Genomic DNA, 13,441 nt, shown 5'->3' on the forward strand with positions numbered 1-13,441 from the left:
TTTCACCTTCTTAATACGGAACACTTCCTTCTTCAATGACCTCGTCACCTCTTTGTACTTTATAGGATGCTTCGGTTCCTGGTTGAATGGTTAATGGAATTTCAAACACGGTATCCTCTGTAATGGTTTCCTTTTTAAATACATCGGATAGTTTATGATCCATATCTTCAATATAAATCAGTACTTTTTGTTCAGTCGCTTGAGTGCCTTCAGACGGTTCAGATTCTTCACCGGGGTCTTCCTCCGTTCCACTTTCCGGATCCTGAGACCCCTCATTGGACTCTTCCGTTGATTCCTGTTCTGTTTCCGGTGTAAAGGGAACCTCTATCTGAATGGTTTCTGTCCTCGGAGGTTCTTCTTTAGGTCCTAATGAAATCGTAATGGAAACCGTAGATCCTTCTTTAACCTGGGTTGCGGCTTCTGGATTCTGAGAAATCACTTCACCTTGCGGAACCTGGTCTGAATAATTCTCAGATACGTCAACTTTAAGGTTTCGCTCATTCAGATATTTCGTTGCCTCTTCCTCAGTCATTCCTTCTAACACGCCAAGATTCACTCTCGGAGGTCCACTGCTGACCCGAAAAATCACTCGTGTTTCATCCGGAATAACTTCTTCTCCTGCCTGTGGGGAAAGTTGAGCTGTAATCTCACCTTCAGGCTGTTGACTGCTTTCTTTAAATGGAATGATGGTCTCATATCCTTTATCTTTAAGTTCCTGCTCCACTTTTTCATAATTCTGTCCCGTATAATCTTTAAACTCGGCCGTCTCTTTCCCCATACTTGCATACACAACTACTTCAGACTCTTCCTTAATAATCTTACCAGGTTCTGGGTCTGAATGAATAACCATCCCTTCAGAAACCTCGTCGGAATATTCAGTTTCCCTCTTCACTTCCAGATTCATTTCCCTAAGCTGGCTATAAGCTTCTTCATACTCCATTCCTGATACATCCACCATCTCTACGTTTGCAGGCTGAATAATACCCGGAATTAGAAACAGGGCAGCGACTCCGCTAAGTAACAAGATTAATATGGGGACCAGCCAGAATCGCGCCCCTTTTTTCTTTTTGTGGCTCGGTGACTGAGCAGCCTCATCTTTAGATGGCTTGCGCTCACGTACGGGAGGGGGTGAACTGTTCTGGCTATGAACGATTGTATTCTCTTCTTCCTGGGCTCCGTATGTGTCATCCGTAATGACAGGGATAGCTTTTGTTTTCTCATCTTCCTCTTCATCAGGTGTTTCGAACGCCGGTTCATTTACGCGGTCGGGCTCCAGACTGGTTTCTAAATCCGCTTCCATCTCCACGACCGATTCATAACGGTGAAAAGGATCTTTAGCTGTAGCTTTTAATACAATATTTTCCACACTTTGTGGCAGATTGTTAATCCATCTTCGAAGCGAAGGCGTCTCATGCTGAAGGTGCTTTAGAGCTATTGATACCGGCGATTCCCCCGAAAAAGGAAGCCTGCCGGTTAATAGTTCAAAAAATACAATCCCTAGCGAATACACGTCTGATTTTTTTGTGGCCATCCCCCCGCGAGCCTGCTCAGGTGATAGGTAATGCACCGATCCAAGTACAGAGTTGGTCTGGGTCAGAGATGTGGCGCTTAAAGCCATAGCAATCCCAAAATCGGTTACCTTTACATGCCCGTAATGATCAATCAAAATGTTCTGAGGCTTTATATCACGATGAATAATTTCATTATCATGGGCATGGGAAATGGCTGATGTAATTTGTCTCATGATATCGACTGCTTCCGCTACGTCGATCGGACTGTGCTTTTGGATATACTGCTTAAGCGTCATGCCGTCTACGTATTCCATGACCATATAGTAAATATCTTCTTCTTCTCCTACATCATAGATATTGACTATATTCGAATGAGCTAAACTGGTAGTAGACTGAGCCTCTCTATGAAATCGCGCAATAAATTCCTCATCGTTTTCATGCTCTAAACGAAGAATCTTAATCGCAACTTCCCTGTCTAAAATGACATCGTGCGCCAAATAGACGTTGGCCATTCCACCGCCGCCTATCATATCCTGAATTTGGTAACGGTCATTAAGGAGACGGTCGTTAAGCATTAATCCGCACCTCTTTTCTCATCTGTGCTGTCATAATGCACAACGGCAATCGTTATGTTGTCTTCTCCCCCGCGATCATTAGCAAGATCCACAAGCTCCTGACAGAACTCCGCCCATTCTCCTTCAAAAGAAGCGAGCTTAGACAGTTCTTCATCACTTACTTTGTTCGTGAGCCCATCGGTGCAAAGGAGCAGTCTGTCTCCAGGCTCAAATTCAAGTGTTTTTGTATCCACTTTAATGTCATACTCCGTCCCCAGTGCTTTTAGAAGTACGTTTTTACGGGGGTGGTGTTCAGCCTGTTCTTCCGTGATTTGTCCAGTTCGGACAAGTTCATTAACGAGAGAATGATCTTCCGTGAGCTGTTTAAAACCATACGCATTAGCATAGTAGCAGCGACTATCTCCAATATGGGCAATCGTTATAAAGTCTTCTGTACAAATGGCCGCGACTACAGTTGTTCCCATACCATGACAGTCCTCATTCTGATTGGCATAAGATATAATTTCGTTATTTACCGCCTTGATGGCAAACTTCAGCCATGATTGAGATTCGTCAGGGGTATGAAGCTTCTCTGCATCCTGCCATTTGCTATGTAGATGAGAAGCTGCTTTCTGACTTGCTACATCTCCTGCACGGTGTCCTCCCATTCCGTCGGCAACTACCGCTAAGATTTGACCGGAGTCATTCTTAAATACGCCGCCGGCATCTTCATTATGATTTCTTACCCTGCCTTGATCTGTAAGATAAAAGCCATTCATGGACTCACCTCATTTTCGGTAAGCTCTGCGGCACAATCGTAACGGCAAACTTCCTTCGATACTTACCGCACCCTTGCGCACGAAAAGCAAAAAATTGGAAGGAGGGGGCCATGATTGACCCCTCCAATTATTTTGATTGTTTGACTAGTCTCGTCAAAAAGAATCCATCTGTATCAAAATCCTGAGGAAACATCTGAAGGCCAAACTCGCTTTGACCTTTTGAACCTTTCGTGACCTCAGGAAGATCATTGAAGAATTCGTGATCGACCGTAAATTCAGGGTGCTGTTTCAGAAAATGCTGTACAGCTTCTTCATTTTCGTGGCGGTCCACTGTGCATGTACTATAAACTAGTTTTCCACCTTCCTTAAGAAGCGGTGCAACACGATCCAATAATTCATCCTGTATCTTCCTAAGTGAAAATACGTCTTCAAGATGTTTGTGATACTTAATATCCGGTTTACCCCTAAGAACCCCTAGTCCAGAACAGGGTGCATCAAGTAAAATCCGATCAAATGAAGCTGCCTTATGCAATTCAGCAAGATTTCTAGAATCAGCTTGACTTGCATGAATAGACGTTAACTGCAGCTGTTCAGCTTTCTTATTTACCAGTTTAGCCTTTTTAGCATGTAAATCATACGCAATAATTTCGCCCTCGTCTTCCATTTTCTCAGCTATATGGGTGGTTTTCCCCCCTGGCGCACTGCAGGCATCAAGAATTGTCATTCCTTTTTCAAGATCCATCATCTCAGCGACAAGCATAGAACTTTGATCCTGAATCGTTACTTTACCCTCGGTAAACAATGAATGCTTCAGCAGCTGCCCTTCACTGACAACCATACCTTGCGGAGACAGCAGACTTTCCTCCACCTGGAAACCATCTTCTCTTAACTGCTCCATAGCTTCCAATCGTGAAATTCTAAGCGGCTGCACGCGAACGGATAGAGGCAGATGCTGCATGTTGGCGCGGCACATATCTTCCGTAATGCTCGTGCCATATTGATCCATCCAGCGCTTGACGAGCCATTTAGGGTGACTCGTTTCAATCGACAGGCGTTCCACTGGATCCTCAATTTCGTCCAAGCTCCGTAAGCCTTTACGCTGAACGCTTCTCAGCACTCCGTTTGTAAAAGAAGAAATCCCTTTATGGCCGCGCCTCTTTGAAATTTCAACGGCTTCATGAATAATGGCATGGTCTGGAACGCGTTCGAGAAACTCCATTTGATAGACGGACATGTACAACAACCATCGTACCCATGGTTTAATTTTCTTCTGCTTAGCTGTAAAAGGCTTAATATAATAGTCAATTAAGTCTCTGCGCTGCAGGGTTCCATACACGATTTCAGTAAGAAGAGCTCCGTCCTGGCGAGACAAGGCTTGTTTTGTAATTTCACGATCTAACAGCACGTGACTGAACCCGCCTTGCTCGCCAATCCGGGTTAATAAATCAAGCGCCGTTTCTCTCAATACATATTTACTCATCCTGCTCCCCCAGACGTTCGCCTTCTGTAAGTGATTGACCGGTTCCATTAATGAAGGCACGTCCGTCCATTCGTTTTTTACCAGAAGGCTGCAGATCGACAACTTTAACAGCTTTTCTATCACCTGTCTGAACAAGGAAGCCGTCCTCCGCAAATCCAACAACGGTTCCGGGCTCCTGATTAAAAGTACCGTTCACCTTTTCAACCCACCATACTTTCAGGGGCTTTCCATTCCATGTGGTATAAGCTACCGGCCAAGGGTGAAGACCGCGGACATGATTATAAACTTCCTGTTGATCCTTGTGCCAATTAATAAGCTCTTGTTCTCTTTTAATATTTCCGGCAAAAGTGGCCAGAGAATGATCCTGCGGTTGTGGTGTGATAGAACCTTCCAGTAAAGAAGGAAGTGTCTGCATAAGTAGATCAGCTCCGGCTACGGAAAGTTTATCATGCAGGGTACCCACGTGATCGTCGTCGTCAATCGGAACAACCGTTTTAGCCAGCATATCGCCTGCATCAAGCTTCTTCACCATATACATAATGGTGACACCGGTTTCTTTTTTCCCTTCAAGAATGGCGTAATGAATCGGAGCGCCTCCGCGGAATTCAGGCAATAACGAGGCATGAACGTTAATACAGCCGTATTCAGGCGCTTGAAGCAGATCTTCTGTAAGGATCTGTCCGAAAGCCGCGGTAATGATAAGGTCAGGCTCATATTTTAATACTTCCTCATATTCATTCTTAATCTTTTCCGGCTGGAAAACTGGAATGCCGTGCTTTTCAGCTGCCACTTTAACAGGCGGTGGGGTCATGACCTTCTTTCTGCCTTTTGGTCTGTCTGGTTGAGTTACAGCGAGAACTACATTATATTGATCTTCCATCAGCCGGTCTAAAACCGGCACAGCAAAATCAGGCGTCCCCATAAATGCAATGCGTGTCATTAAACAAGTCTCCTTTCCTACATCAACTGGTACGGTTGAAAATCGACCACGATCTGAAGTCCATTTTCCTGTTTCATTTCATCTTCATAGTAGTGCAAAATCCGTTCCACGAGCTTTCGCTGCTCTGGTTCCTTCTTGTATTTTACCATGCATTGATAGCGATATCTATTATTGATCCGAGTAAGTGCGGAGGGGGTTGGTCCAAGCACCATAGACTGATCGGATAACTTCTGTCGCATAAACTGCACAATCTTTTGAGTAACTTCCTGAACCTTCAGCTCGTTGGGATGAGAAACCGTAAATAAAGTCAGAAAGTAATAAGGAGGATAATTAAAAGCTTTTCTTAGCTTCATTTCTTCTTGGAAAAACTGCTCGTATTCATACTGACTGGCGAGCTCCACACTGTAATGCTCAGGTGTGTAAGTCTGAATAATGACTTCCCCCGGTTTCTCATGACGTCCGGCACGTCCACTTACCTGGGTAATAAGCTGGAAGGTTTTTTCAGAGGCACGAAAATCAGGTAGATTAAGCAGAGCATCTGCGGCCAGCACTCCTACCAGGGTCACATTGCCAAAATCCAATCCTTTGGCAATCATCTGTGTACCAAGCAGTATATCGGCTTTTTTATCTCCAAATTGCTGCAGGAGTTTCTCATGAGCTCCTTTTCTTCTAGTGGTATCTACGTCCATCCTGATCACTTCCGCTTCCGGTATAAGCTGCTGAAGAACTTCTTCTACCTTTTGCGTTCCGGTGCCAAAATAACGAATGGTTTTACTTTCACATTCAGGGCATTCTGTTGGCATAGGCTCTTCATGAGAGCAGTAGTGGCACTTGAGGCGATTTTGATTTTTATGATAGGTCAGCGCGATATCACAGTGCGGACATTCCATTACGTGTCCGCAGTCCCGGCACATGACAAAGGTGGAATAGCCCCTTCGATTAAGGAACAAAACGACCTGTTCCCTGCGTGCCAGCCGCGCTTCGATTTTCTCTTTAAGTACTCTTGAGAACATAGATCGATTGCCTTCATGAAGCTCCTCCCGCATATCCACGAGTTCTACTTCTGGCATCACGGCATTATTCATCCGCTTTGATAACGTTAGCAAATGATAATTACCTTTGGCTGCGCGGGCATAACTTTCAAGAGCCGGGGTTGCACTTCCCAGAACAACGGGAGATCCATGGCGGTTGGCCCGCTCGATGGCCACATCTCTTGCATGGTAACGTGTCCGGTCTTCCTGCTTATAGCTGTTTTCATGCTCTTCGTCGATAATGATGATCCCAATATTTGAAAAGGGAGCAAAAATGGCTGATCGGGCACCTACTACAACCTGAACTTCTTTGCGCTGAATCTTTCGCCACTCATCATATTTTTCACCTGCTGAAAGGGCACTGTGAAGCACGGCTACTTTTGATCCAAACCGTCCCTTAAATCGCTCTACCATCTGGGGAGTTAAGGCAATTTCAGGTACAAGCATGATCGCCTCTTTTCCATCGTCTATGACCTGCTGAATCGATTGTAAGTAGACTTCTGTCTTACCACTTCCAGTTACACCATGAAGCAAAAACACTTCATGCTGCCTTTGTTCTATGGATGACAAAATTGGTTCTATAGCCTTGGATTGTTCCTCGGTCAGAGGAAATGGCTCGGTCCTTTCAAAATTTCGGTTTTGATAAGGATCTCTGAAAACTTCCTGCTCATATTCCTGAAGTACTCCCTGTTTCACCAAAGGTTTAACGGAGGCAGCAGTCGTTCCCAGGGTCTGAAGCAGTTGTTTTTTCGGAATTGGTTCTCTATGATCTATAAAATATTCGACAATCGCCCGCTGTTTTTTAGCTTGTTTGGATAAGTCCACAAGCACTTCTTCAAGCTGCATGGTATCCATTTGGGGCTCCAGCATGCTGGTGACTTTTTTAGTTTCCCTGCTTTTCACTTCATAATGAACATCCACTTCCCCATCATCTATATGCTTCCTGAGCAATTTATAGCTGAGTTTGGATTGTTCAAATTCTTCATAGTCAATGACAGCTCTTCCATCAAACAATGGATCTAAATCTGATTGAAGATACTCATCTGTAAGCTTCCAGAGTTCTTTTCTATATTTTGCTTTCATCACTTGTGGAAGCATCACCTGAAGACAGGAAATATAGTAACTAAGTGTCTTTTGCGAGAGCCATTTTCCAAGATCGAGCAATTCCTCTGTGAGTACTGGTGTCACGTCCAGGACATCGATAATATTTTTAATTTTTGAAAAGTCGCTCTCCTCAGAAAGAGATACGACATACCCCATTATTTTCCGGGGACCAAAAGGGATAATCACCCTGACCCCCGGCTGAACAATTCCTTCGAACTTTTCTGGAATTCCGTAATCAAAAGGGCGGTTCGTATTTTGTGAGGGGACATCAACAATCACATTGGCAATGGTCACGAAGATTCACCCTTCATATCATAAACAGACTCTTCAAGGATTTTACGGGCCAGGTCGTCCTTGGACATTAAGGGGTATGTGTTTTCTTTCCCTGTGCTGAATAACATGAGTGAAGCGTTCGTATCATGACCGAAACCAGAACCTTCCTCAGCCACGTTATTGATCACAATCGCATCGAGATTCTTTTTCTCAAGCTTCTGCCTGCCATATGCCTCAAGGTCATTCGTCTCCGCCGCAAAACCGATTAAATACTGATGTTCTTTCTGACTGCCAAGCTCTTTTAGGATGTCCTTTGTTCGTTCCATTTCGACAGCGTAATCGCCTGAGGATTTTTTCATCTTATGCTCATAGGTCACCTTAGGCTTGTAGTCTGCCACAGCTGCAGATTTAATCACGATATCCTGTTGGGGATATTCTTTTAATACGGCCTGATACATATCCTCAGCTGTGATAATGTTAATTCTTTTGACGCCTGGTGGTGTGTCTAAATCGACCGGACCTGTGATGAGTGTGACCTCTGCTCCCATAAGCGAAGACTGACGGGCCAGTGCAAATCCCATCCTACCTGTCGAAGGGTTGGTGAAATAGCGGACAGGATCAATATTTTCACGTGTAGGTCCTGCTGTAATGAGAACTCTTTTTCCCTGGAGAACCGTTGTTTTGTTAAACTCGTTTTCCAACACCTGTACGATGCTTTCCGGTTCTTCTAAACGACCTTTACCTACATAACCGCATGCTAAGTAACCTTCACCCGGTTCTATAAAGCGAAAACCCCATTCATCCAATTGTTTGAGATTCTTAATTACCGCAGGGTGGCTGTACATATGCACATTCATCGCGGGTGCTATATAGACAGGAGCTTCTGTTGCAAGCAGAGTAGTTGAAAGCATATCGTCAGCAATTCCTCCTGCTAATTTTCCAATAATGTTCGCCGTCGCAGGGGCAAGTAAAAATAAGTCTGCCCAGTCTGCCAGATCAATGTGCTGGATTTGAGTCGGGTCGACTTCTTTAAATGTGTCGGTGTAAACCGGTCGTCTGGATAGAGCCTGAAAGGTGTTTGGCCCTACAAAATGATGAGCGCTCTCTGTCATGATCACTCTCACTTCAGCTCCAGCCTGCGCCAGCTTACTTGTAAGGGCTGCTGCTTTATACGCTGCAATTCCTCCAGATACCCCTAAAACGATCTTCTTCCCTTCTAACATAGGTCCGTCCTCCTCCGTTCCTGTCAAGGATAGGAAAAGCCGCGCTATAACAACCAGGAAGCGCGGCTTTTTCTACAAATTATTCAAGAAGCTCGTAGCTTTATGTGGTTTCTGTACGAGACTGTATTTCGTCGGAATACGTGTAGTCGAGTTTACCATCACGAATTTCTTCCAACGCCACACCCACGTGCTGATGGGAAGTTGGTTTATCTACCATTGGAGCACTGCCCTGCTTCAATTCACGGGCTCTTCTTGCTGATAAGGTTACCAATGTGTACTTGGATTTGATTTGTTTCTGTAAAGAATCAATGGACGGTTCTAACATCATAATTTATTCATCCTCCAATGCTTTTTTATACTGATGAGCTACTCGCTCACGTTTGCAATGTTCACTTGCGACAATGGATTGTACTTTCGTAACCGCATTGTCAATTTCATCATTGACGACAACATAGTCGTAGGCGTCCATCATATCAATTTCTTCTTTAGCCGCATGCAAACGGTTCTTCACTTTATCTTCCGTTTCTGTGCCACGATTCACAATTCTGTCTTTTAATTCCTCCAGGGAAGGTGGAATTAAAAATATGAACACGCCTTGCGGAAAGTTCTCGCGGACTTTAAGTGCGCCCTGGACTTCAATTTCTAAGAAAACATCCTTGCCCTCGTTCAACGTTTTTTCCACGTATTGACGCGGCGTTCCATAATAGTTGCCTACGTACTCGGCATGCTCAATCAGCTGACCCTCACTGATCAGTTTTTCGAATTCCTCTCTTGACTTAAAGAAATAATCAGTCCCGTCTACTTCCCCTTCCCGGGGGTTGCGGGTCGTCATAGAGATGGAATAACGAAGGTCGGTAGATTGGTCGAACAGTGCTTTTCGTACTGTTCCTTTTCCTACACCCGAGGGGCCGGAAAGTATAAATAGTATTCCCTTCTCATCTATCACTGCAAAAGTCCTCCTAGTTCTCGTCGGAAATCTCGTCGCTGCTGATTACACGCTGACCTACCGTCTCCGGCTGTACAGCTGACAGGACTACATGATCACTGTCAGTAATGATAACGGCGCGTGTACGACGACCGTATGTAGCATCTACTAATTTATTATTGTCACGCGCAACCGTAATAATACGTTTAATAGGTGCAGACTCCGGTGACACGATAGAAATGATACGGTTGGCAGATACTACGTTACCAAAACCGATATTGATTAACCTTAGACTCAAAGCTGACTCCTCCTTCTTTTGACCAGGACAAAATAATCATTACCTCTATTATAAGAAAAAACTAGTCATAAACACAATTACTATTCAACATTTTGTACTTGTTCTTTCATTTTCTCTATTTCACTCTTTAATTCTATAACCCACTCTGTCACTTTTGAATCATTGGACTTCGATCCAATTGTATTTACCTCGCGGTGCATCTCCTGAACAATAAAATCAAGGCGCCTTCCAACAGATCCTGTCTGTTCAAGTGTCTTGGTAAATTGAAAGATATGAGAACGCAGCCTTGTAAATTCCTCCGTGACATCCCCTTTTTCAGCTAACAGCCCAACTTCCTGAAGAATACGGGCATCATCCGGCTGAATTTCTTCTTTCACGTAATCTTGAATTCTAGTACGAATCCTGTCCTTGTATTCATTAACAACGACCGGACGTCGGGATTCAAGTTTTTCGAGCAGATCACTGACGCTTGATACACGGACCTGGAGGTCTTCTGTAAGCCTTTCCCCTTCGTTCTCCCGCATAATAATTAACTGATCGAGAGCGTGTTCCAATGTAGATAAAAGTGATCGCTGGAGTTCGTTTGTGTCATCCTCCATATCCTCGGTAAAGAAAACATCGTCTAACTTGGATACCATATCAATAGATATATCCCCCGTCAAATCGTACCGATCCTTCACTTCATGCAGTCTGTTTATGTATTGATCAAGGACATTCCAATCCACAGACACTTTTTTTTCGAATAGTCCCTGACCCTCCAGGGAAATAAACAGATCTATTCGACCTCGCTCCATCTTATCCCTGACGACTTTTTTAATTTTTTCCTCTAAAAAAAGCAGGGTTCTTGGCATTTTGGGGGAAATGTCCAAATATCTATGATTGACCGAGCGTATTTCGACTAAAACCCTGGATTCTCCAACTTCGGTGGAGCTTTTCCCATACCCTGTCATACTATTAACCATGATCCATCACCTTTACGTTCGTTATTTAATCCTATTTTACCAAAAGGGGGAGTGTGAACGCGAATCATTGACCTAAGGTCTGACTTATAAGAGAATCGCATAAGCAGTGATATTCCCAGCCCTTGGTGGTGTAGAGGCGGGCAAAACATGCTATACTGTCAACATTAGAGAGGTGAAGACAATGTCTTTTGACGGAATTGTAACCCGGGCGATCACCCATGAACTTGAGGAAACGATCCAGTCCGGACGAATTATGAAAATCTATCAGCCTACAGATACAGAACTTGTATTTACGGTTCGTGCACAGCGTAAAAATCATTCCTTATTATTATCTGCTCATCCGAGCTATGCACGCTTCCATTTAACAAAGGACGATTATAATAACCCTAAAGAACCACCGATGCTTTGTATGCTTCTTCGTAAGCATCTGGTCGGAGGATTTATTGAAAGCATTGAACAGGTCAGCATGGAACGGATTGTGAAATTTCAGGTACGGACTCGCAACGAAGTAGGCGATGAAACACTTAAGACTTTAATTATCGAAGTCATGGGCAAACATTCGAACATCCTGTTAGTTGATGAAGAGCAGGGACACATTCTCGACAGCATTAAACATCTACCCCCATCTCAGAACCGGCACCGGACCATCATGCCTGGTCAGCCTTATAAACTGCCGCCAGAGCAAGGGAAAATAAGCCCTGTCGATCTAGAACCTGATACTTTGTTAAGAAAGCTAGATTTTAACGCTGGAAAAATCGATCAGCAAATCCTCAGAACCGTAATGGGCTTTTCCCCGATGATCACAAAAGAAATTGCCCACCAGGCAAGACTTGGTGGACGAAAAGCTTACGCCGATGCTTATGGGGATGTTCGGGAGCGTATCCTGAACCATGAATACGAGCCTCGCGTTCACTTAGCGGAACGGGAACAGTTTTATGTGTTTCCCCTCCACTCTTTTTCAGAAAAAGTTGAAACTTATGACACGGTCAGTGATATGCTGGACGGCTATTATTCAGGGAAAGCAGAAAGAGACCGAGTAAAACAGCAGGCAGGCGACCTGTATCGCTTCCTAAAAAATGAGCGGGACAAAAATAAGCGGAAAATTAAAAAGCATGAACAGACGTTAAAACGATCAGAATCAGCGGAAGAATATCAGCGTCTAGGCGAATTGTTAACCGCTCACATGCATATGGTGCAAAATGGAGACGCTGAAGTTACAGTCGTAGACTACTATGATCCTGATCAGTCAGAGCTTACTATTGAACTGAATCCAAATAAGTCACCAAGTGAAAATGCTCAAAACTATTTCCAAACGTATCAGAAACTGAAAAAATCTAAGCAGGTTGTTCAGCAGGAAGTTAAAAAGGCAAAAGAGGAAATTCAGTATTTCGAACGGTTGATTCAACAAGTAGAAACAGCCCGTGAGCAGGACATTGAAGAAATCAGGGACGAACTAAGAGAACAAGGGTATATGAAGAAGAAACCTTCCTATCACGGCAAGAAAAAGAACAAACCTCAGAAGCCGGCACCGGAAAGCTTTTTATCGAGTGATGGTACGCTGATCTATGTCGGCAGAAACAATAAGCAGAATGAATATTTAACCAATCGTATGGCTAACAAATCCGATATTTGGCTGCATGCGAAGGATATCCCAGGCTCTCACGTAGTGATTCGAAATGAGGATCCAAGCGAAGATACTCTGCTTGAAGCAGCTCAACTGGCAGCTAACTTTAGTAAATCAAGCCAGTCTTCTTCTGTTCCGGTAGATTATACTCAAATTAAGCATGTGAAAAAGCCGTCAGGCGCAAAACCAGGCTTTGTTACCTATGACCATCAACAAACGCTTTTCGTTACACCCGAAGCCTCTTTCGTTAGAGAACTGAGGCGGGCAGCTAAAGAGAAAAGCAAAGAAGGTTAAGTAGCTTCAACTGGATGTATAAAAGCTCTGGGGAAGCGAGCCGTTACTGCATCCGTAGTCATGAATAAAACAAAACCTGTCTCACCGATATGGGCTCAATGATATTGAACTGAGACAAAATAATAATTCAGGGTGCCCGAGTTGAACCCGGGCACCCTGAATTATTTTATGGTCCTTGCTACTTCAAAGTCACCAGAAAACTGTTCTTTCACGTTAAAAAATAGGCAAAAATGACAATGGAGCCAACATAAGAAAAAATAGCCTGCGCCCAGTATCGGTTTCTTTCTCTCTTCAGCATATACATGTTCCATAGAATAAACAGCGTAATCGAACCTGCCAGGCTCAACAGCGGCTGCCAGGAAAACATGGATTCCATGAAAGAAAAAGCCACCCACGTATATAAATAGACAAAGCACGTGAGTAACCCAAGGGACGCGTTCATT

The 13,441-nt window shown here is 44.0% G+C and carries 12 protein-coding genes; 1 reads left to right on the forward strand and 11 read right to left on the reverse strand.

Going from position 1 to position 13,441, the window contains the following annotated elements; translation table 11 throughout:
* Nucleotides 1–10 precede the first annotated feature (10 nt).
* From pknB to ACTWP7_RS06095, 10 genes are all read right to left on the reverse strand, one after another.
* A complete protein-coding gene (gene pknB / locus ACTWP7_RS06050) occupies nt 11–2,086 on the reverse strand; it encodes a Stk1 family PASTA domain-containing Ser/Thr kinase (protein ID WP_443122414.1) in 2,076 nt (691 codons plus the stop codon).
* Entirely contained in the window at nt 2,086–2,844 is a 759-nt protein-coding gene (locus tag ACTWP7_RS06055) for a Stp1/IreP family PP2C-type Ser/Thr phosphatase (protein ID WP_443122415.1), read from the reverse strand. The genes pknB and ACTWP7_RS06055 overlap by 1 nt, the downstream gene beginning before the upstream one ends.
* 127 nt (nt 2,845–2,971) lie before the next feature.
* Nucleotides 2,972–4,324, reverse strand: coding sequence for a 16S rRNA (cytosine(967)-C(5))-methyltransferase RsmB (rsmB, locus tag ACTWP7_RS06060; RefSeq protein WP_443122416.1), 1,353 nt, complete (start codon nt 4,322–4,324; stop codon nt 2,972–2,974).
* A complete protein-coding gene (fmt, locus tag ACTWP7_RS06065; RefSeq protein ID WP_443122417.1) occupies nt 4,317–5,264 on the reverse strand; it encodes a methionyl-tRNA formyltransferase in 948 nt (315 codons plus the stop codon). The genes rsmB and fmt overlap by 8 nt, the downstream gene beginning before the upstream one ends.
* A 17-nt stretch (nt 5,265–5,281) precedes the next feature.
* Entirely contained in the window at nt 5,282–7,693 is a 2,412-nt protein-coding gene (gene priA / locus ACTWP7_RS06070; protein ID WP_443122418.1) for a primosomal protein N', read from the reverse strand.
* Nucleotides 7,690–8,895, reverse strand: coding sequence for a bifunctional phosphopantothenoylcysteine decarboxylase/phosphopantothenate--cysteine ligase CoaBC (gene coaBC / locus ACTWP7_RS06075; protein ID WP_443122419.1), 1,206 nt, complete (start codon nt 8,893–8,895; stop codon nt 7,690–7,692). The genes priA and coaBC overlap by 4 nt, the downstream gene beginning before the upstream one ends.
* A 100-nt stretch (nt 8,896–8,995) precedes the next feature.
* Nucleotides 8,996–9,223 (reverse strand): DNA-directed RNA polymerase subunit omega, encoded by a 228-nt coding sequence (rpoZ, locus tag ACTWP7_RS06080; protein ID WP_014643150.1) that lies wholly within the window; start codon nt 9,221–9,223, stop codon nt 8,996–8,998.
* A gap of 3 nt (nt 9,224–9,226) precedes the next feature.
* Nucleotides 9,227–9,841 carry a guanylate kinase gene (gmk, locus tag ACTWP7_RS06085; RefSeq protein WP_014643149.1) on the reverse strand — a complete coding sequence of 205 codons (615 nt, stop codon included), beginning with the start codon at nt 9,839–9,841 and terminating at the stop codon, nt 9,227–9,229.
* A gap of 13 nt (nt 9,842–9,854) precedes the next feature.
* Nucleotides 9,855–10,118 (reverse strand): extracellular matrix/biofilm regulator RemA, encoded by a 264-nt coding sequence (gene remA / locus ACTWP7_RS06090; RefSeq protein WP_014643148.1) that lies wholly within the window; start codon nt 10,116–10,118, stop codon nt 9,855–9,857.
* Nucleotides 10,119–10,198: 80 nt separating this feature from the next.
* Nucleotides 10,199–11,080, reverse strand: a complete 882-nt coding sequence (locus tag ACTWP7_RS06095) for a YicC/YloC family endoribonuclease (protein WP_443122420.1) — start codon at nt 11,078–11,080, stop codon at nt 10,199–10,201.
* Nucleotides 11,081–11,261: 181 nt separating this feature from the next.
* Between ACTWP7_RS06095 and ACTWP7_RS06100 the strand changes: the two genes are divergently transcribed.
* Nucleotides 11,262–12,998, forward strand: a complete 1,737-nt coding sequence (locus ACTWP7_RS06100) for an Rqc2 family fibronectin-binding protein (protein WP_443122421.1) — start codon at nt 11,262–11,264, stop codon at nt 12,996–12,998.
* A 208-nt stretch (nt 12,999–13,206) separates the two neighbouring features.
* Here ACTWP7_RS06100 and ACTWP7_RS06105 read toward each other — a convergent pair whose 3' ends face one another.
* On the reverse strand, nt 13,207–13,374 hold the full coding sequence (locus ACTWP7_RS06105) for a hypothetical protein (RefSeq protein WP_223254276.1): 168 nt from the start codon (nt 13,372–13,374) through the stop codon (nt 13,207–13,209).
* Nucleotides 13,375–13,441 lie beyond the last annotated feature (67 nt).

Origin of the sequence: Halobacillus sp. B29 (assembly GCF_052246755.1) — a bacterium.
Lineage (GTDB): Bacteria > Bacillota > Bacilli > Bacillales > Halobacillaceae > Halobacillus > Halobacillus halophilus.